Source organism: Paraburkholderia agricolaris, assembly GCF_009455635.1.
Lineage (GTDB): Bacteria > Pseudomonadota > Gammaproteobacteria > Burkholderiales > Burkholderiaceae > Paraburkholderia > Paraburkholderia agricolaris.
The window spans coordinates 3,330,984-3,350,474 of record NZ_QPER01000002.1 but is presented as its reverse complement, the minus strand read 5'-3'; the positions used below and the strand labels follow the sequence as shown (position 1 = coordinate 3,350,474).

Annotated in this window: 15 protein-coding genes and 1 pseudogene; 9 read left to right on the top strand and 7 right to left on the bottom strand. The window is 57.9% G+C overall.

Going from position 1 to position 19,491, the window contains the following annotated elements:
* From GH665_RS36245 to GH665_RS36225, 5 genes are all read left to right on the top strand, one after another.
* A complete protein-coding gene (locus tag GH665_RS36245) occupies positions 1–2,223 on the top strand; it encodes a hypothetical protein (RefSeq protein ID WP_153141844.1) in 2,223 nt (740 codons plus the stop codon).
* Positions 2,204–3,070 carry a phospholipase D-like domain-containing protein gene (locus GH665_RS36240; protein ID WP_153141843.1) on the top strand — a complete coding sequence of 289 codons (867 nt, stop codon included), beginning with the start codon at positions 2,204–2,206 and terminating at the stop codon, positions 3,068–3,070. Before GH665_RS36245 ends, GH665_RS36240 begins: the two co-directional genes overlap by 20 nt.
* Positions 3,071–4,605: 1,535 nt before the next feature.
* Positions 4,606–5,673, top strand: a complete 1,068-nt coding sequence (gene ltrA / locus GH665_RS36235) for a group II intron reverse transcriptase/maturase (RefSeq protein ID WP_153141842.1) — start codon at positions 4,606–4,608, stop codon at positions 5,671–5,673.
* Positions 5,674–6,288: 615 nt separating this feature from the next.
* Positions 6,289–7,338, top strand: coding sequence for a helix-turn-helix domain-containing protein (locus GH665_RS36230; protein WP_153141841.1), 1,050 nt, complete (start codon positions 6,289–6,291; stop codon positions 7,336–7,338).
* Positions 7,339–7,385: 47 nt separating this feature from the next.
* On the top strand, positions 7,386–8,015 hold the full coding sequence (locus tag GH665_RS36225) for a helix-turn-helix domain-containing protein (protein ID WP_153141840.1): 630 nt from the start codon (positions 7,386–7,388) through the stop codon (positions 8,013–8,015).
* Between the two features lie 127 nt (positions 8,016–8,142).
* Here the strand turns inward: GH665_RS36225 and GH665_RS39750 are convergent.
* Both GH665_RS39750 and GH665_RS36215 read right to left on the bottom strand, forming a co-directional pair.
* Positions 8,143–8,220: pseudogene (locus GH665_RS39750) on the bottom strand (BrnA antitoxin family protein); the annotation flags it as partial.
* Between the two features lie 165 nt (positions 8,221–8,385).
* Complete coding sequence (locus tag GH665_RS36215; protein WP_153141839.1) at positions 8,386–8,739, bottom strand: hypothetical protein; 354 nt, start codon at positions 8,737–8,739, stop codon at positions 8,386–8,388.
* A 178-nt stretch (positions 8,740–8,917) separates the two neighbouring features.
* Between GH665_RS36215 and GH665_RS36210 the strand changes: the two genes are divergently transcribed.
* Genes GH665_RS36210 through GH665_RS36200 form a run of 3 tightly spaced genes read left to right on the top strand, consistent with a single transcriptional unit; the run spans position 8,918 to position 11,462 of the window.
* Positions 8,918–10,567 carry a recombinase family protein gene (locus GH665_RS36210; RefSeq protein WP_246216486.1) on the top strand — a complete coding sequence of 550 codons (1,650 nt, stop codon included), beginning with the start codon at positions 8,918–8,920 and terminating at the stop codon, positions 10,565–10,567.
* Positions 10,564–10,881: a hypothetical protein gene (locus GH665_RS36205; protein ID WP_153141838.1), complete on the top strand. Its 318-nt coding sequence runs from the start codon at positions 10,564–10,566 to the stop codon at positions 10,879–10,881. Before GH665_RS36210 ends, GH665_RS36205 begins: the two co-directional genes overlap by 4 nt.
* Positions 10,878–11,462, top strand: coding sequence for a plasmid partitioning protein RepB C-terminal domain-containing protein (locus GH665_RS36200; RefSeq protein ID WP_153141837.1), 585 nt, complete (start codon positions 10,878–10,880; stop codon positions 11,460–11,462). The genes GH665_RS36205 and GH665_RS36200 overlap by 4 nt, the downstream gene beginning before the upstream one ends.
* Before the next feature lie 247 nt (positions 11,463–11,709).
* On the opposite strand, the gene GH665_RS36195 is transcribed toward GH665_RS36200, so the two are convergent.
* A complete protein-coding gene (locus tag GH665_RS36195; RefSeq protein ID WP_153141836.1) occupies positions 11,710–12,669 on the bottom strand; it encodes a LysR family transcriptional regulator in 960 nt (319 codons plus the stop codon).
* A gap of 130 nt (positions 12,670–12,799) precedes the next feature.
* Here GH665_RS36195 and GH665_RS36190 point away from each other — a divergent pair, with 130 nt between their 5' ends.
* Positions 12,800–13,966 carry a mandelate racemase/muconate lactonizing enzyme family protein gene (locus tag GH665_RS36190; protein WP_153141835.1) on the top strand — a complete coding sequence of 389 codons (1,167 nt, stop codon included), beginning with the start codon at positions 12,800–12,802 and terminating at the stop codon, positions 13,964–13,966.
* Positions 13,967–14,169: 203 nt separating this feature from the next.
* On the opposite strand, the gene GH665_RS36185 is transcribed toward GH665_RS36190, so the two are convergent.
* From GH665_RS36185 to GH665_RS36170, 4 genes are all read right to left on the bottom strand, one after another.
* On the bottom strand, positions 14,170–14,889 hold the full coding sequence (locus GH665_RS36185) for an IS6 family transposase (RefSeq protein ID WP_153142477.1): 720 nt from the start codon (positions 14,887–14,889) through the stop codon (positions 14,170–14,172).
* 333 nt (positions 14,890–15,222) lie between these two features.
* A complete protein-coding gene (locus GH665_RS36180) occupies positions 15,223–16,833 on the bottom strand; it encodes a methyl-accepting chemotaxis protein (RefSeq protein ID WP_167531054.1) in 1,611 nt (536 codons plus the stop codon).
* 10 nt (positions 16,834–16,843) lie between these two features.
* On the bottom strand, positions 16,844–17,836 hold the full coding sequence (locus GH665_RS36175; RefSeq protein ID WP_153141833.1) for a GTP-binding protein: 993 nt from the start codon (positions 17,834–17,836) through the stop codon (positions 16,844–16,846).
* Positions 17,836–19,449 (bottom strand): amidohydrolase family protein, encoded by a 1,614-nt coding sequence (locus tag GH665_RS36170; protein WP_153141832.1) that lies wholly within the window; start codon positions 19,447–19,449, stop codon positions 17,836–17,838. The genes GH665_RS36175 and GH665_RS36170 overlap by 1 nt, the downstream gene beginning before the upstream one ends.
* Between the last annotated feature and the right edge of the window lie 42 nt (positions 19,450–19,491).

The following is a 19,491-nucleotide window of genomic DNA, read 5'->3' as shown; positions in this document are numbered from 1 at the left end:
ATGGCGAAAAAAACTTATCAGCGCAACGATGATGACGAGAAGAGCCTCAGTTCGCCCACCATGAGCCGGTCTCGCAACCAACTTGCGGCGGCCTATGCCCCTGGTGCATTCTTCACTTTCGAGGGTGGACTGGGCTCATGCATCGCCGTACCTGACCAGTCCGATGTCGTTGACCAAGCTGCGATCCAAGAACCTACAAAGGAGCAAATCGTTCTCCGCCTGCGAGAAGTCTGGCAGAGTTGGTTTACAAGGGCCTACAGTCTGAACGGAGGCGGGCGCGAAATTGACCCGAGACAGTGCATTGATGAGATGCTGCTGCGTGGCTCCGTCGTGCACCCGCTGTCTGGCAGTGGCCTAGAGTTTGTGAATCCAGTCAAGATGGGGTATGCGCCGGCTCCGCTAACGTTCGTCTGTAACTCTTGCGGTCTCTTCAAAGCGTTTGACTCTGCGCACGATGCTGCCAAGGCCTCTGACTTCTTCCGTTCGTCAAAGTGCCAGAGCCCGAAGGGAAAAGGCAAGTGTCAGTGGAGGCAACTCGATGTCGTCTTCGTTCACTGGTCTGGTGAGTGGCAGGCTGCGACACCCGGCATGTGGGAGTGGTCAAGCCGCGACAAGAAGATGCGGCTCTTTGGTGAGGTCTGCACGCTTTGCCACGGTGACAAGTTCCTCCTAAAGACAGAGTCGCCTCGAATAGGCGAGTGGTACTTTCAGTGCGCAAATCCCACGTGCAATGATCGGCGGCGTACCTGGCTCCAAAACGATCCCTTCACTACGGAGGTCTTCCAGGACAAAGGTAGCAAACGAGTGGGCGAGCGACGTATGGAGCCTGTGTCGTATCGGGCTTCGTCTGCCTTCTATGCCCATCACGAGCAGTTCGTGATGTTCTCAGAGAAGGATCAGGGATTGCTCAAATACCTGGAAGAAGGTCAAGAGAAGGAACTAGGCAACTTCATCGCGGGGCTATTTGGCTTTGCCGGAGCGGCGCCCACCATTGAAGAGATGAAAGCGGTGCTTCTCAATGGCGGCCACGACGCCGAATGGGAGTCCTACGAGAGGCAACAAAAGATGCTTGCCATGGCGCAGAAGTTCAAAGACGCCGGATTGGCTACCGAAGTTGAAGCTGAGCTGAAGAAACTGACGAATCGCTGGCTCTACTCGGAAGCGCCTCTGATACCCGTTTCTGCGGACCTCCCCGCGTCCATAAAAGCACAGATTCTCCGGCGCCCCGAGTTCTCTAGCCGGTACGATCCGTTCGGCCTGGCGGTTGAGCATGAGGCGCTCAAACGTAGCAAGCTCTCAAAGACCAGCCAGAGCGGCGAGCGAGCGCCATTCGTTAGGTTCCGTCGCCTAGACAAGGACCTGGCACCGCAGGACGAAACTGCACAGGCGAAGCAAGAGGCAAAGACAGCCGACTTGATGCGGCGCCTTGGATTCGCTGAGTTCGGCCTTATTCGTGATTTTGAACTGTGCCGCTTTACCCATGGTTACACCCGTGTCTTCTCGGCCCCGTTCGAGGAGAAGCGCAACCAGAATATCCCGGTCCGACTGAGGCTCTTCGAGCCGCTCAAGAACGGACGACGCCCCATTTACGTCGTCACTCAAGCGAACGAGGCCCTCTACATCCAGCTTGACCCGACCAAGGTGTTCGCATGGCTGAGTGCAGTTGGCGTCCGAGATCTGCCGAGCTGGTCCGTGGAGAGTCCGGTTCGATTCGGAGGCAATCTGCTGGAACGCGCCGAGCCATTCGGTCGGTACTTCTCGCTGCTTCAGCGTGCGGACGCCTCCACCTATCGGTACGTCTACACCCTGCTGCACACCTACTCGCATCTCTTCATGAAAGCGATTGCCGAGTTTTCGGGTCTGGACGTCGGGTCGCTTGGTGAATACCTGTTCCCGGCAGACCTTGCCTTCGTCGTCTACCGCAACGGCACCACTATGGACTTGGGCAACTTGTCATCTCTATGGCGAAACGAGAACAACCGCTTCTTGACGCACCTGCTACGGCCGGCGACGCATAGTTGCAATTCTGGAAGCCTCTGCGATCTGAACGGCGGCGCATGCCCTGACTGCATCATGGTGCCCGAGACATCCTGCGTGGCCCAGAACCGCCTACTCTCCAGAGCGGTGCTTCAGGGTGGACCAGCGCCACGCGAAGACTTGACGCACGAGGACAAGCGCATCCCCGGATTCCTCGAGATAACGAATGCGAACGATCCCGTTTGAGGTCAGAGAGGCATTCAAGCTTCTCGCGCCTCACGGCGAGGTGGCCGCGGCCGTGTGCGCTGCCGTAGTTGAAGGACGAATCTCGGGGGCTACTAACCTCAGAGCAATCTGCACGGCCTCGGGAATTGCGCAGGCACGGGGCGCAGAGTTGGAGGCGTTCCTGTTGGCTGCTGAACCACTCCGCATGTTCGAGCGTAGCAACTCGGATTGGCGCCCCGACCGTCATAGTCTACACGACCAGCTTACCCCGCTGCTCGTGGGTGCAGCCCTGTACCGTGCGGAGGTTCACCAGGACGCAGATCTCGTTCAGGTGGTCATGACACTACCACCTTTCCCAAGCGCGGTTGCACAGGAGCTCAAGAGTCTGGCGTCGGGTCTGTGGGGCTTGGTCGACACAAAGGAAGTGCTGCCGGTGCTCGCCGAGCGCGCGAGGCATCGCTTCTGCGTAATGACACCCTTCATTGATGAAGTCGGCATGCCCGTTGTGATGAACTTGTTCGAGCGCAGCCGGAAGTGCTCGTTGAAGTCGCTCATTATCAGGGCATCCTCTGACGGAGGATTGCCATCCGCGGTACAGGGCGTTCTGGGTGAACTCGACGCCATGAGCGTGCAAATTCGAAGTTTGCGAATCGACCGGACCGCGGTCCCTGGCTATGAGACCTTCCATGCGAAGGTCTTGCTCGCGGACGACGATGAGGCCTATGTTGGCTCGGCCAACATGACTAGGTGGTCATTTGAGCAGTCGCTTGAGCTCGGGGTGCTAGTCAAGGGCCGTGCAGCGAGGGCGATTGCAAGGGTTGTTGACGCGGTCGAATCGGTCTCGACTGACGCGCGGGAGCGAGGCTGACAACCGCCTTCCTGAAGCGAAGGCGAGCTGGTTAGGTCGATCGATGTTAGCGGGTCGCGTCCACCTAGGACTGGCAGCAGTCGCTACGGAGTTGCCGTGCAGGACGTGTGAAGTGTAGACCTAGTGTAGACCGGATTCCGGTGAACACGAAAAGGGGTTACGCCAGAAGACGTGACCCCTTGATTCTTTGGTAGGCCGTACGGGATTCGAACCTGTGACCAACGGATTAAAAGTCCGTGGCTGTGAAAGCGGACGCCCAGATCGCTCGTACTAGCACTTTGCGGATCAACCACGCCGCGATCGAGTCGGGCCACGCGAACGGCCATTGCACGTCGGAACTTCCATGAAGGTGATGGCGAGTCGACCGGCAGAATTGGGTCGGCTGCGGCAGTCCGCCCATCAGGATGATGCCTTGTGTATATCTTTCGATGGATTTCCGCATTCGGCCATGAAGGATAGCTTGGGGTTGACGCGAGAATCGTCAGCAATCGAAAGAAAAGCAACTTGAGCGTAGCTTTTTCGGCACACGAGAAATTCGAAGATAACTTGATTATGGCGGGGGGCGCCCGCAACCGCAGTTCATCTTCGCGATATCGTTAGCAGATTTATGCGTATGCGAATTCGCACGGGTAGAAGATCGAGAATCCGGCAGACGAGGGTGGCGTCGCGTCGATCACCACGTTTGTGCCTAAGGGCTGGGTGCACGTTGGAAATACGCGACTTCGAAATTTGCGGCATCTGGTGGCTTTGAGCGGGTCGCGTCGGAACTGGCCTGACGGTGCTCGTGACGGTATCACCTTTGCCCACTGCTCTGACGTGCCCTTTCCCCAAGGGCGATGGGAGAAAAAGAGGCGTTGTTTCCCATTGCATTCGACTGGAAGCCGGGAAGTGCTAGCTGGATTTTTCGGTACCGCTGGCGGTATCGTTGCCATGCCAACCTGCGGAAAGGCCGTCTACGCAAGGCTCCAGCCCGATGGTTGACAATCGAGTGGGGTGTGCCAAGAACGCGAGCGTCAGATGACCGATGCATGCGGTGCTTTACCAGAGATGAAGGAAGGCCCTTCGGAGCCGGCCTGCAGGGGCAGGCTCCAAACCACCACGAGCTGCGCGGGTAAAGAGTCCGCGTGGTGAGCGTCGATGGAAAAGGCAGAGTTCGACTCTGTCAGGTAAGGATCGAAGAGACGAACGCGAGTGAACCGCTGAAGACGTGTCGAAACTGTCCCAGAAGATGTCGAAACCGGAGAGCCCACTTGCTCCGGGACAAGATCGGGCGATGCCTGCTGACGGCCCGATCGGCATCCGGCACATAGACGGCGTGACTTCGATTCAGGCCTTGGTAAGGAACTTGGGAACTTGTCGTCCCGATGTGAAGGGAGAAATTCAAGTGGAAGGACTCCACAAGGATGAGAGTACCGATGCGGGGCGCAGGGGCGGAGATGCTTGTAGTAGGGTTGAAGGTCCTGTAATTGGACTGGACCGAAGGGGCGTCATCGTCTGGCTTTATGCTGCGGGCAACCCGCAAGGGGAGGACCTGCGTGGATAAAGCAAAGCCGTTTAGTATTTCCAAACGTGAGGTATGGGAAGCATATAAACAGGTGAAGGCCAACCGTGGGGCGGCGGGCGTGGATGAACAGTCGATGCAGGAATTCGAGGCGGATCTGAAGAATAGGCTGTACCGAATCTGGAATCGGATGTCGTCCGGCAGTTACATGCCGCCACCGGTACTGCGGGTTGACATACCGAAAGCTGGAGGTACGGGGACGAGGCCGTTGGGTATACCCACGATCTCTGATCGCATCGCACAGACGGTGGTCAAGCGATATCTGGAACCGCTTGTGGAGCCTGTGTTCCACGACGATTCATATGGGTATCGTCCTGGGCGGTCTGCGCATCGGGCGCTCGACTTGGCCCGGCAGCGATGCTGGAACTACGCTTGGGCGCTAGACCTCGACATCAAGAATTTCTTCGGTAGCATCGACTGGGAACTCATGATGCGAGCGGTGCGCCGCCACACGGATTGCGCATGGGTGCTGCTGTACGTCGAGCGCTGGCTCAAGGCACCCGTGCAAATGCCGGATGGGACCGTGATGCAACCGGACAAGGGCACCCCGCAAGGCGGTGTCGTTAGTCCAGTGCTGGCCAATCTGTTTCTCCATTATGCTCTCGACCGATGGATGCAAAAGCATCACCCCGATGTTCCATTCGAGCGTTACGCGGACGATGCCATCTATCATTGCCAGAGCGAAGCGCAGGCTCGGCTGCTCCGGCAGGAACTGGAGGCGCGTCTCGCGGAGTGCAAGTTGGCTCTGCATCCAGACAAAACCAAAATCGTGTACTGCAAGCAGGCCAATCGGCCTGTGGACTATCCAACCTGCCAGTTCGACTTTCTGGGCTATACGTTCCGGCCGCGGAGCGTTATGAATCGGATGGGCAAACTGTCTGTCGGCTTTACTCCGGCGGTGCCCCGCCATCATGAGCCTTTGGTAACCCGGCGAAAATGGCTGCAGCCCAGTAGACGACGGTCACGCTTACCGAGTTTGTCGAACATCACTAATTCATCCTGGCAAAAGACGGGAACAGGCGTTGGCACGATGGTTAACTGAAAAGACCATCGACGATTTTGTGCAGCGCTATATCCGCCCATCAGGGCGCAGGCCTCTGGCGTCATGGCACACGGACAGCGTACCCTTGCGAGTTTTTATTCAGCCGGTATCCGTCATGAATGGCTCGGAGGGAATCGCCCGGAGTTTGCGTGGTCCTATTACTGGCGTGGCGGCCCTGTTCCTGCGTTCGTATGTCTGAGGCATAGGCGGTCTGATTCGCGCGGCGTGCGTCGAACGGGGAAATCGCAGGGCAAGGGGCCGGATATTCCGTCGGAGCACCAGCCAAGTGGTGATAATGAATAGACGTGGCGCGCAAAAAAACCGGCACGAGGCCAGCTTGAAACATCTAGCGTCCGAGTGAGCTTGAACCTGTGAGGAAGTGAAACACTGCCACGAGCATCGGAGCGGAGCTGAGCGCGTCTTGACGATCGGGTGCGAATCGAAGTGCGCACGCTATCTGAAAATTGGCAGAACAGGCTTAAGGAAAACTGAAGGACCAATTGCACAGCGCCTGGCGAAGTAGGGGGGGCATGGCACGAAAGACGTCGAAAATCGTGTATAAATAATGCCATTGCCAGAGCAAAATAACCGTCAAGTTCCCGCTGAAAAATTACGATGAGTACACACCTGGACGATGCTCCGCTCGCGCGCCGTCGGGCTCTCGCTGCCGAACTTCTGTCAAATGGTGAAGGTATCAGTGAAGTATCGAGGAAGGCCGGGCTGAGTCTTCCGACCGTGAGCAAATACAAGCAACTGATAGAGCGGGGTGGACCGGAGGCGCTGGCGAAGCTCCGTTTCAATGGAAACGTTCCACGCCTGGATGATGCTTCGGAAAGCTGGCTTGTCAGTGCAATCAAGCACTCACCTGGCCTCCACGGCTATCCAGGACCGTGCTGGACCATCGGGCAGCTGCGCGAACTGATCTTTCAACGCCTCGGTGTCCAGTTTTCGACTTCGCATGTCGGCCACCTTGTTCGGGGCTACGGCCTGGCTTACCGACTGACCTATTCAACGCTGGAAAAGGCGTTGCCCATAACTGCTGAACAATCGCAGCGTGACGCCTACGCAGCGCGTCGAAAAATTGCGGCGAAGATGCTGTTAAATGGAGAGAGCGTCAAACACGTTTCGGAAACGCTCAACATCAGCGTGCGAACCATTGAAAAATATAGGGCAATGGTAAGGGCTGACGGCGTTGAGGCTGTCGAACAGATCAAGTCATCCGGGCGCAAAGCCACACTTGGCCCCGAAGCCCTTAAATGGTTACAGGTGGCATTGGAAAGAAGCCCTTCGGCCTATGGCTATGAAACTGAACTCTGGAGAAACGGAGATATTCAGGCGCTGATCAAGGAGCGGTTCGGTATTTACCACTCCAATGGCCACGTAAGGACTCTGGTCAGCAAGCTCGGGCTGGAGCACCGGATGCACCCCGCCAAAGCGCGCACGGAGAAAAAGCGCGTGACGATGAACGATCGAACGCTGGCATGGGTCGCCGCTACGCTCAAGGAGTCGCCACGAGCACACGGCATCGACGCCGATCACTGGACGAATGCGCGCTTGCGTATCGTGCTTCATCGTCGGCTGGGCGTTGAGTATTCTCGACGTTATGCCTGGGAAATTGCCACTCGGGCCGGCGTGGCAGACCTACTGACAAGGCTCCGTAGCTGAGCAACGGTTCTGTGCAAAAATATGCCATCAAAACTTCCGCAGACCTCATGAGTTCGACCTCCGGGCTGAAGCCAATCGCTGCAAAGCGCCTTCAGGCAGCAAAACTACTCGAGAGAGGCTGGCCTGTTGAGAGCGTCGCCGAGACCGTGGGGATGAACGTTCGAACGGTCAAGGACTACAAAGCCATGCTGGATGCAGGAGGCATCGAAAAAATAGAAAGCATCAGCATGGGCGGACGAAAATCATCGCTGGACGACAAGGCTAGAGCCTGGATCGTCAGGACGGTAAAGGGGTCGCCCCGATTGCACGGTTTTGAAACGGATCGCTGGTCAAATCCAAAATTGCTGACTGTTATCGAGCGCGAATTTGGCCTCCGGTTTTCCGACGTGTACATCCGGAAACTCACCATTGATCTCGGGTTGCTTGACCGGATGCAACCGCGCAAGGCGCCGATCCGACGAGTACCTGGAACCATCGACGCGGCGGCGCTTGCCTGGATCGCGTCAGCGTTACGGCAGTCTCCCCGGGAGCAGGGCATTGATGCTGACCATTGGTCGAATGGGCGCCTTAGAGCGGCCGTCGAGACGAAGTTCGGTGTGCGCTACTCGCGTATCTATATCTGGCATCTCGCAACAGGATTGGGCTTGTCGCATGTGCTGATCAATATGCGAAAGTAATCTTCGGGCAACACGCGAAATAAGTTGCCGCGCAACGATCCGGCTCGATCCGGTGCCGCGTTTCCGGGAGCAACAACCGTCCCAACCGGAGACTACGAAACAAAAAACCCGGCGAAGCGGGCCTACATTACATCATGCCGTGCGACTTGGTGTGGTCGCCTAGGGCGTCGTTCATCCGCGTCTGCCAGCCCTCGCCAGCCGACCGCCCAGAAGATTATCGCCGCCGGACATGCACCGCTCACGGAGCAAACAGCTGCACACCGGTTCGATCCCGGTCGATTCCGGTACTGTGCTATGGGCGGCTGTTCGATTCAACGGGTGCGACAGCTTCGTCGTAGTTAAAGAGCTGAAAGGAACCGCGACCCGCAGGTCATGCTTGCCCGTTCAGTTCGGCCACACAGGTTGCGTGGATCGCGCGTACAACAGACGATCGATAGTCCGGTCTCCAGCCGTCGGTGAACAGCCTGGCGAGGTACTGCGCATCGTTGAAATCCGGCAGACCCGCGAGGCCGAGTGCGATCCTTTCTGAGAGCGCGCCAAGCCGTACCCGCTCCCGCCAGCCCGCGTTCGCGCCGTTTGCCGCAAGCCAGATGCGCGTCGACTCCACAAGGTGATCGGTGCGTAGCCAGTCACCGCCGCGCGCCCTCGCAACAAGCTGGGCTATTGCAAGGTAGCAAAGCAGCTCCGCGCGTGCTTCGTCGTCAAGTCCATCAGGTTCGATCATCGGCTCTATCGCATACGGTGAGCATGGTGCCGCGGGTTCGCGCGTTCGTAACCTTGCGAATTGCTGGTCCGGGGGGATGGCAGGTATCGCGTTGCAGTGAATACCGCCGATCCCGGACTGGGACGGGGCGCGGGGGAGTGATTCTGGTCCGCTTTCCCGGCAGACACTGACGCCGAGCTTGACTTCACAGCGACAAACACTAGCACTGAAGCTTACCGTCAGTCGAGCGTCCATGCCCTCCGCCCCGACGCGTTCCACCCGCCTGGCTGCGCCGCCCCGGGCCGCGCAGTACATTCGCATGTCTACCGACCATCAGGAATATTCTCCGCTCTTCCAGCGCGAAGCGATTGCCCGCTATGCCGCCGCACACAACATACGGATCGTGCGCGATTACGAAGACGCAGGCATCAGCGGTCTCACGTTGCGCGATCGCCCGGCGCTGATCCAGCTGCTGCTCGATGTGGAAAATCCTGCCCGGAGGTTTTCCAGCGTTCTTGTGTACGACGTCAGCCGCTGGGGCCGTTTCCAGGATGTCGATGAGAGCGCCTTCTATGAATACACCTGCCGTCGGGCTGGCGTGAGCGTGGTCTATATCGCCGAGCCCTTCGAGAACGACGGCAGTCCACTCTCATCGGTAATGAAAGCGATGAAGCGGGCAATGGCCGGTGAATTCAGCCGGGAGATGTCGCGCAAGGTATTTCTTGGCCACTGTCTGAACGTGCAGCGTGGGTACCACACTGCGGGGCCTGTGGGATACGGCCTGCGGCGTGTGCTCGTCAATGCCCGCGCGGAGGCTCGACAGCCGCTTGCCCGTCATGAATACAAGAGTGTGCAGACCGACCGTGTCATCGTGGTCCCGGACACCACGGGCGAAGCAGCGATCGTGCGCAGGATGTTCGAGTGGTATGCGACGCAAGCGGTGACGGCGGCCGGGATTGCACGGCGTCTGAATGACTTCGGGATCGTCAATGGCGACGGGCGTCCGTGGCAGGGGCAGAACGTATTGCAGATTCTGCGCAACGAAAAATATATCGGCACCAATGTCTACAGCCGCACGACCTCAAAACTCGATGGTCCATGGCAGCAACTGCCACCTGATGAATGGATCAGGGTGACCGGTGCATTTGCCCCCGTAGTCGACAGACAGCTCTTTGCGACTGTTCAGGCGAAGCTTGCGGAAAGCAGGCGCCGACCGACGCGCGACGAAATCGTCGAGGGCATGCGCAAGGTAATAAGCCGAACAGGCAGGCTCAACCAGAAGTTGCTGAAGCGCTACCGGAGCGCCCCGTCAGCGGAGCAGGTGGCGCACGAGTTTGGCAGTCTCAACGAGGCGTACAAGGTCATCGGCTATGCACCGAACCTCGATCCCGCGCGCTCCGAAAACCGCAGTGTCGAGCGGCGTATGGAACAGCGCGTCGCCGATGGCGTCACTACAATGTTGCGTGAACTCGGACATGACGTCCGGTATGAAAAGCACACCGGCACGCTGTGCATTGACGGCGCGCTGCGCATGCAACTGGTCGTGCGTCGTCCATGGATGATCCAGGGGCATCTGCCGTACTGGGTCGCCCGCTGGCCAGACTGCTTCGCGATCGACTTTCTGGTGTACGGACGCATTGAGCGCGACGGCACCGAACTGTCTGATTTCCACATCCTGCCGCGTGGCAGTCTTCGCGCAGGTGAATACACCGTGGTGTTCCGTCATGGCCAGTCCCATTTCGAAGCGTACCGGCACGCTGATCTGAAAGCGCTGCTCGCGCTGGCGGAGACGGTTCCGCTTGACGTGCTGCCAGCGGCTCCTAATTCGGGGACGAGGTCAATGCCATGAAACGCGCGAATCCGGTTAGCCCTGATCTGGCTGTCCCTGCGGACGAAGCTCGGGCCTCGTTGCGAGACGATCGGTGCCCCGCGAACCGGAAATCAACGCCCGAAGCGAAAGCGCGAAAGGTTTTAAGGCTCGAACGCGCCCGGCAGCAGACGCTTCTCCGACGGATCGAATCGGTTCGGGCGGAGATGACCATTCTGGAAAACGTACTGCGCGAACTGTTGTCCGATCCCGCGTTTGTCGCGCTGCTCAGAGGCCAGGGGTTTGTGACGATGCCACGTCTGCTTCGGGACCGGCTGGACGGAGGGGATTCATGACAACCTGCCGACCCGCCAGATTCGTCGCCCGCGCCGCAGACTCCGCGGACGGGCAGGCCGCTCCGGCAGGCATCTGTCCGGAGGCGCTCGCCGTGCTGGCCGGGTACCGGCTACCGGAGCGCACCACGTCAGCGCTCAGGCGCATGAAAGGTCCCCGTCAACTGGCCGCAGCGCGCGTGATGGCTGGCGCGGACAACTGTTCGGGCGATCTTGCGCGTGCGTTGCTTGCGGCCACGCCCGCATCACAACGCGCCGACGATCCGCGCGGTAGGCAGTCTGACCGCCATGGCGTAAAACTGCTCTCCGGGTTGGAAAAGGGTCTTACGCATATGCAGGAGACAGTGCAGTTCCTGACTCCCGGTTATCACGATGACCTTTACTGTCTCGCTCTGGCCGCGAGCTTCGTCAGGGGCTGGATGCAGGATGATGTCGTCACGGCGTGGCTACTGGCACACGCTCCGGGCGCTGCCGCGGCACTTGGCGATCTTGTATCGGTGTCGGAGAAGGCGAGCGCGCCACGGCGAACGATGAAATTGCCTTATGCGCGTGCAGTTCAGGCAACGCCGACGAGGCGGAACTGAACGGAATCCGGTGTGAGACTTCGGGGAATTTGCTTGTTGCTGTGAACCAGCCGGCAGCGTTCCAAAAACAACGGGGGCCCATATTTGATGGCACTTCTTTTGCACTTCAGCCGCAAAGGGCAGTTCAAGTTAATCGGGGAAGATATCTGAACTGCCGCAGTCGGCCAACAAGAGTCAGTTGATAATTTGACGCGAATAGGCGCTGACGTGCGTAAAACGGACGGTCAATATAGAGGCCTTCAATTGCTCAGGCCTTCTGTGACGCCCGCTTTTTTTGGGCGTAAATCAAAGCTCCTGTTTCAACCGGGACGAACGGCGCCTTGAAATGGTCAACCAGGAAATCAATGAACGCTCTGGCGCGTGCAGTCTGATTTCGTTGACTCGGGTAATACACGAACAAGTCGGCAGACGGCAGCGTGGTGTCGGGCAACAGCAGGTTTAGCCGACCGCTCTGAACATATTTCGCGAGATCCCATTCGGAACGGATCAATATTCCGTGCCCGTCCAGTGCCCACCGTAAGACGATATCGCCGTCATTACTCGAAAGCGCTCCTTTGACTTTCAGCGCTTCCAGGTGATCGTCCCGTATGTACCTCCACACACCATATGCGTCGTCATTCTGGCGATGGATGATGCAACGATGTTCAACCAGATCCTCCACGCGCTCCGGCGTCCCAAAACGCTCCAGATACTTCGGCGAAGCGCAAAGGAAGCGACGATTGCTCATGATGCGCCGGGCGCTGAGGCGGCTGTCAGGGAGTTCGCCAAAGCGAATTGCCATATCAAACGCATCCGCCACCAGATCAATGGGCCGGTCGGTCACCTCGAACTGGATTTCCACTTTGGGAAAGCGCTTCGCGAAATCAGACACCAACGGCGCGATCGTTGTGCGCCCGAAACCAAGTGTCGCGTTGACCCGCAGAAGACCGTGGGGATCGGATCGAGTGCCAGTTATCTCCTCCTCCATCTGCCGAACTTGCCCAACGATCTGCGTCGCGTAGCGCAGGTAAGTCTGGCCTTCAGGTGTCAGGCTCACGTTCCGGGTTGTCCTGTTGACCAGTCGAACTCCCAGTTTCTGCTCAATTAACCCCAGTCGTTTTGTTGCGGCTGGCGGGGTCAGATCGAGGGCCCGCGCGGCTCCCGACATGCTTTTCAGTCGGGCGAGAAGGATAAAAAAATCGAAATCGGATGCGATGTCGGTTGCCATTTCCGTAATTCACCTACGGTAAACAATGAAATGAAATTAGGCGAAGTATAGCGCGTGTTTTCGCGGATAAGCTACGTTCCATTGCAGCTCGAAGCGTGCAATACGTGCCGAAAACTCAGGAGACAGTGCCATGAAAATCGTTGAAATCCGCGAAAAGACCATTCCGATCAGCTCCCCCATCCGGAATGCCTACATTGACTTCAGCAAGATGACGCTGAGCCTCGTCGCCGTGGTGACGGATGTCATCCGGGACGGGAAACCGGTTGTAGGCTACGGCTTCAATTCCAACGGCCGCTACGGGCAGGGCAAGTTGATGCGTGAGCGCTTCATTCCGCGCATTCTCGAAGCTGATCCTGCCACGCTCGTCAACGATGCAGGCGACAACCTCGATCCACACAAGATCTGGGCGACGATGTTCACGAACGAAAAACCGGGCGGCCACGGCGAGCGGTCGGTCGCGATCGGCACGATCGACATGGCAGTCTGGGATGCTGTTGCAAAGATCGAAGGGAAGCCACTGTTCCAGTTGCTGGCAGACCGTTACGGCAATGGCCAGCCCAACCGCCAGATTTTCGTGTACGCAGCGGGCGGCTACTACTACCCGGGGCAGGATCACGAGAAGCTGAAAGACGAGATGCGCAGCTACATCGACCGGGGCTATACGGTGGTGAAGAAAAAGATCGGCGGCGCTTCGCTCAATGAGGATCTGCGCCGCATCGACTCAATCCTGAGAGTGCTGGGCGACGGCCAGAAACTTGCCGTCGACGCCAACGGCCGCTTCGACCTCGACACAGCGATCCAGTACGCGAAGGCGCTCTCGCAATACGACCTGTTCTGGTACGAAGAACCGGGCGACCCGCTCGACTACGAATTGCAGGCAACGCTTCGCAACTATTACGACAAACCGATGGCGACGGGCGAAGACCTGTTCTCGATGCAGGATGCCCGCAACCTGATCCGTTACGGCGGCATGCGTCCGGATCGCGACTGGTTGCAGTTCGACTGCGCCTTGAGTTACGGCCTCGTCGAGTATCTCCGTACGCTTGACATGCTGCACCAACACGGCTGGTTGCCCAGTCGCTGCATTCCGCACGGTGGCCACCAGATGTCGCTGAATATCGCAGCCGGCCTTGGTCTGGGCGGCAACGAATCCTATCCGGACCTGTTCCAGCCGTTCGGCGGATTCCCCGACGGCGTAAAGGTAGAAAACGGCTACATCACCATGCCCGATCTGCCCGGCATCGGCTTCGAAGGAAAAGCCGATCTCTTCGCCGAGATGCAAAAGCTGTCCGCATAAGCCGTCAACCGGCGAAACGCGCCGACAAAAGCGTCGGCGCAGCGTTCATAAAAATAGACAAAGGGAACGCAGGAGAAATCGGGCCGTGCTCACCGCAGCGGTTGACCCCGTTGCGGGTGCTCGACCTGACTTTCATTAAAAGATGCGGTTGTGTCGCGTTAACGACGATGCAACGATCAGTCCCCTGATATGAAGAGGATTGCTTATATCACGAGAGAATAGAATTGTTCGGCAGCAGTCGATGCAACACCATCGTCACACATCTGTCCCTTACGGATCATGTGCGCGATCACTATGCCAGACAGGATGATGCGCGCACACCGGAAATCCTTGAACCCCATCATCGGGTTGATGATACGTTTGATGGCCCGGTGATCCTGCTCGACGACGTTGTTCAGGTATTTGTTTTGCCGGACCTTGATCGGCGTTAAACGCTCGGCATTGAGCACTTCAAGTGCAGCCAGATTCGCGCCGCTCTTGTCCACGGTAATTGTCTCGGGCTCACCGTTCTGTTCAATCGCCTTCTCGAAGTAGCGGCGAGCAGCGGCCTTATCACGATGGGCGCGCAGCAGGAAATCCACCGTGTTGCCCGCCTTGTCGACGGCACGGTACAAGTATTTCCATTGGCCTTTGACCTTGACGTAGGTCTCATCAACGCGCCAGCTCTTGCCGACAGGCCGTTTGCGTTTGCGGAATGCTTTTTCAAACACCGGCAGCAGCTTGATAACCCACCGGTGCACGCTCGAATGATCCACCTCGATACCCCGCTCGGCCATCATTTCCTCGAGGTTACGTAGGCTCAGCGAGTACGCCACGTACCACCGGACGCACAGGAGAATCACGTCCAGCGGGTAGTGCAGCCGCTTCAGTACCTTGCCAATGCCAGCGGGCAGCGTCTTGCGCGGCGACTTCGTCTTTGCCATCATGCTTGTCATGCGTTGCGGTAGACGAATTTTACTTGACCACGTTAATGCGACAAAACCTTCGAGAGCTGCCCCTCGAAGGCGGCCGCTATGCAGAGAGCGGTACTGTCACCATGGGCGGCAAGTATATCGAAGCGTCAGGCATTCTAGGCGTTGTGGACTCCCAGTCGGCAGCAGAGCAAATTGGCCTGCAATGGGCACGCGCTTGGGTCGATAACCACGTTTGACGCAGCGAAACCATACAGCGCTGACGCCGAGGCGTGTCAATAAGTCACCCCGGAACGGTCGCGGAACACCCAAATCCGTGCTCCGGACCGTAGGACTGCACGGCCACTATGCCGTCAGGAAGTGCGACACCTCAGCATATAGGCGTGACGCCTGCTCGTGCAACGCGCCCGCCGCGGCGGCCGCTTCCTCCACCAGCGCAGCATTGTGCTGGGTCACCGCGTCAATTTGTGAAACTGCGCGGTTCACCTCGTCGATACCCGAGCTCTGCTCGCTTGCTGCACTCGCGATTTCATGAACGATGCGGACGACCCCAGCGATTGACGCTTCCACTTCTTTCATCGTGTGTCCAGCTTGCTCCACCGTATTCGAGCCTGCAGAAATCCGAGCCGATATATCGCTGATGAGGTCTCGAATTTCATTCGCAGCCGTAGCGCTCCGCTGCGCGAGCGTTCTCACTTCACCGGCGACAACAGCGAAACCACGTCCACTCCCGCCCGCTCGTGCGGCCTCGACTGCTGCGTTGAGCGCAAGGATGTTCGTCTGAAAAGCAATTCCTTCAATCGTGCCGATAATCTCTACCATCTCGGATGACCGGCTAGAGATATTCGCCATGCCAGTCACAACCTCCGTTACCAACGTGCCACCCGTGTGTGTGATAGCAGATGCGTATTCGGCCATTTTCGTTGCTTTGGCGACGTTGTCCGCGGTTTGCCGGACCATCGTCGTCATCTCCTCCATACTTGAGGCCGTCTCCTGAACCGACGCAGCCTGGTTCTCGGTGCGGGCCGACAAATCCAGATTGCCAGCCGAAATTTGTTGCGCGGCTGACGACACCCCTTGAGCTGTGTCCTTAATTGCGACGATGGTTGTTACCAGTCTTGACCTCATGCTCTCAAGAGCGAACATGAGGCTCTCATTATCTCCATGTCTTACACCTATCGTCCCCGACAGTTCACCGCGAGACATCCGCTGAACTGCCTTTGCCGCGTCTTCTGGGTCGCCCCCGAGCGTGTTCCGGATACTCCGGTTGCACATTGCCATGAGAAGAATCAGAACGCTGCCAATCGTCGCCACAACCAATGCAGAATGAAGGAGTGACGCCTTGAATTCAGCGTTGATGTAGTCGATGTAGGCACCAGTAGTGACAATCCAGTCCCAGGGTTCGAAGCGTCGCACAAAGGCCACCTTCGGGACTGGCACCGACTGTCCCGTATGCGGCCACACATAATTGATGAAACTCCCATTCTGGAATTGACCTGCACTCACAATCTTCTCGTATATCAGAACGCCATTCGAGTCCTTTACCCCGGCCATGCTCTTGCCGTTAGACTCAGGCTTGGTTGGGTTCATCACGCCAACCTGGTTCGAATCGGTGATTGTGAAGTACCCGTCGCCGCCATAGCGCAGAGCCTGGAGGCGTTCGAGCGCCTGACGCCTTGCTGTGGCTTCGTCCAGCATTCCACGCTGTGAAAGTGAGTAATAGTCCTTGACGATGCTCATCGCGACGTCCGTCACGCGCTCCAACTGCTCCTGTCGTAATGCAAGCTGAAGCTGGCGAACGTGGTAGGCATCAAACGCGGATAGTGCAAACAGCGCGACGAGACTGGCAATAAGCGGAAGTGCCAGTTTCTGCGAAAAGTTAAGCCTACGCATAAGTATCCCCGATATGCGTGTCCGCGGGTCGCTCATCGCGCGCCTCGCGGATTCGATTTTCATCTGTTTAATTTTACAAAGACGTCCAGCGCACATCACATTCTGTTGGGATGGCCTCCAGCTCTTCCATGCTGCAATCCCGAACAATAAAGACCGCGGACATGTCCGGCAGGTCCGATCCCGTTATTCGCCGTGGCGCGGCGAAGGTACTGCCGACACTCTGCAGCAGCACCCGGTCCTTTAGCCATGGGTCAGCAATAATGGACTTCATGCGCAGCAGCCGGTCGCCCATCGCGCCAGCAATATTCTCGAACCAGTCGAGTGCATGCTCCCAATCGGGCGTCTCAAGAAAGCGGGCTCGAAATACGCCAACGCGTGGGTGGAACAGAGCGCGTGCTGTTCCTTGGCGGCTCTCCGAAGCAGGAACAGTTACGTCTCGAAGGTTTTCAGTGGGCCGAAACGCAGCCCGCGCCCGAATCGTCAACGTGGTTTCGTTGACTATGTTCGCGAGCGGATTTAGCCCCCTTGCGCGCTCAACCGACATGACCCGCATCTCTGCACTCACGAGGTCCACTTTGGTAAGCACCACGCTGTGGGCCGCGGTTAGCTGCGCGACGGCGTCGTCGAAGTCGTCGTCGCTGAGCGGTGGGCGGCTGCAATCGTAGGTCGCCACAATCTGCACCCGTAGACCCAGCTGCGATAGCTGGGCGAGCGAGCCCATCACCTGACCTGGACGTGAAAGTCCACTGCACTCCAATATGATTCGTTCGAACGGTGGAGCGCTTTGCTCTTCGCGTGAGGCGACAAGGTCCTCTACCGTCGTGACAAGGTCATTCGTCAACGAGCAGCAGACACAGCCATTGCTCAGCGTAGCTATTGAAATGCCACGAGCGGATTGCGAAAGCACGGCACCATCGATATTCACGGCGCCGACTTCGTTGACGATGATGCCAGTTGTCGAGGTAGCGTCGCTGGATTCCAAGAGCGCTTCAAGTAACGATGTTTTGCCGCTGCCCAGTTTCCCGGCAAGGATGACGAACTGTGTGGGCGACCGTTGCGTCGACATTATCTGGCCTCATTTCTGAACGGAGATTGTCCCTCTGGCCAGGTCTCGGCGACCATCGAACGCACATCGTTGAGCAGTTCCGAAACATCGAACACAACCCCTGCTTTTACGGTAAGTTCGAGCGAACGTTGCTGTTCCAAACTCCGAATCTCGTCATTCAGGCGCAAAGCCCCTGTTCCGTAGAGCAGTTTGAAATCGGAAAGAGGGTTCTGATTGTGGACCAGCAAATCTGCGCGAAGACCAACCTCCAGCAGGCCCGCTTCGCCTTCGATGCCCAAAAGCTCTGCTCCGTGCAGCGTCGCAGCACGGAGAACCTCCATTGGCAGAAAACCGGCTTCCTGAAAGAGTTCGAGTTCCCGCACAAAGCCAAATCCGTAGATTTGAAACATGAATCCAGAATCGCTTCCAGGGCACACACGTCCGCCGCGGTTCTTGTAGTCGTTGATGAACTGCATCCATATGCGAAAACTATCTCGCCACTCGACCTCGTTCTTCACGGACCACCGATAGAAATACGCACCATGTCCCCCGCGCTGAGGCTGAAAATACTTCCACGTGGTGTTGTCCGTGTACGACTCATGCCACTCGGCGCGGCGCGCACGCATTAGGTCCCGATTGCTGTCGTAGACGTTCATCGTCGGGACAAACGTGTGCCCAGACTCAAGAAAAGCATCGAGTACATCGTTCCACGTCTGCGACCCTGGCCGCGCAGCCTGAAGGAAGGTCTGGCCTGCAGTTGCAAACCGCAGATATTCGTCGTTGTAGTTGTAGCTGTCGTCGATGCGCTGCAACGTTGGGCCGTCGAAAAGAGCCTCTGGCAGCCCATACGAATGTTCGGTGCTTGTGAGGCCCCACCGTGCCGTTTTCAGTGCGTTCATCCGACCGACGGAGAGTTGTGCGTGATGACAGCAGGTACGAAGTCCAAGCTGCTTACACTCATCGAGCGCAGCCTCCATGATTGCAGGCGGTGCGCCGAAGAACTTCACCCCCTCGGCACCCTTGTCCCGCACCTTCCGGAGCCATTCACGGCCTTCAGCCGGCGTATAAATCGTTTTGAGGTAGTCGTTGACTGCGGGAAAGTAAACGTAGGGGTAGAGATGCGGCGCAGCAATGCGGTTCGAGTCGGCCGCCGCTTTCTGTTCACACGTCCATGCGAGACCGTTCATGCAGCCGGCCTCGCGCACGGAAGTCACGCCGTGAGCAAGCCAAAGCTTGTAGATGTAATCGGCTGGCAACATCTCGCCGTTTTCCGCGTGAAAGGGCGTTCCGATGTGAGCATGACTGTCGACAAAGCCGGGAGTTATGAACTTGCCGGTGCAGTCGATTTCGCGGTCGCCCGCAGAGGGGCGACGGGCTGAATCGATTGGAAGACCAGGCACTCCGACCGCGGCGATTTCGACGATGCGGTCGCCTTCGATAGCAACGTCCGCAGGGCCCCACGGCGGCGCACCGGTCCCATCAATGACCATCGCGCTCCGGAGTACGAGGCGGCGGAAAGGGCCGTCCCCCCGGTCGCGATTATCTGCCGGCCGAATCTGTCCGAGGCCTTTCTTGGCAAAGCCGGCCACCATTTCTTCACCGACTTCGATTGCAGGTTTGGTTGTTTCAGCCATGTTCCCTCCCGGGGTTCTATCCTGAAGGCAGGAGGAAGTTCC

Bases quoted from the DNA above. Each gene is read 5' to 3' on its own strand.
- GH665_RS36175 (WP_153141833.1), bottom strand. From the start codon at position 17,836: ATGTCGACGCAACGGTCGCCCACACAGTTCGTCATCCTTGCCGGGAAA.
- GH665_RS36225 (WP_153141840.1), top strand. From the start codon at position 7,386: ATGAGTTCGACCTCCGGGCTGAAGCCAATCGCTGCAAAGCGCCTTCAG.
- GH665_RS36230 (WP_153141841.1), top strand. From the start codon at position 6,289: ATGAGTACACACCTGGACGATGCTCCGCTCGCGCGCCGTCGGGCTCTC.
- GH665_RS36200 (WP_153141837.1), top strand. From the start codon at position 10,878: ATGACAACCTGCCGACCCGCCAGATTCGTCGCCCGCGCCGCAGACTCC.
- GH665_RS36205 (WP_153141838.1), top strand. From the start codon at position 10,564: ATGAAACGCGCGAATCCGGTTAGCCCTGATCTGGCTGTCCCTGCGGAC.
- GH665_RS36215 (WP_153141839.1), bottom strand. From the start codon at position 8,739: ATGATCGAACCTGATGGACTTGACGACGAAGCACGCGCGGAGCTGCTT.
- GH665_RS36245 (WP_153141844.1), top strand. From the start codon at position 1: ATGGCGAAAAAAACTTATCAGCGCAACGATGATGACGAGAAGAGCCTC.
- GH665_RS36195 (WP_153141836.1), bottom strand. From the start codon at position 12,669: ATGGCAACCGACATCGCATCCGATTTCGATTTTTTTATCCTTCTCGCC.
- GH665_RS36190 (WP_153141835.1), top strand. From the start codon at position 12,800: ATGAAAATCGTTGAAATCCGCGAAAAGACCATTCCGATCAGCTCCCCC.
- GH665_RS36240 (WP_153141843.1), top strand. From the start codon at position 2,204: ATGCGAACGATCCCGTTTGAGGTCAGAGAGGCATTCAAGCTTCTCGCG.
- GH665_RS36185 (WP_153142477.1), bottom strand. From the start codon at position 14,889: ATGGCAAAGACGAAGTCGCCGCGCAAGACGCTGCCCGCTGGCATTGGC.
- GH665_RS36180 (WP_167531054.1), bottom strand. From the start codon at position 16,833: ATGAAAATCGAATCCGCGAGGCGCGCGATGAGCGACCCGCGGACACGC.
- GH665_RS36170 (WP_153141832.1), bottom strand. From the start codon at position 19,449: ATGGCTGAAACAACCAAACCTGCAATCGAAGTCGGTGAAGAAATGGTG.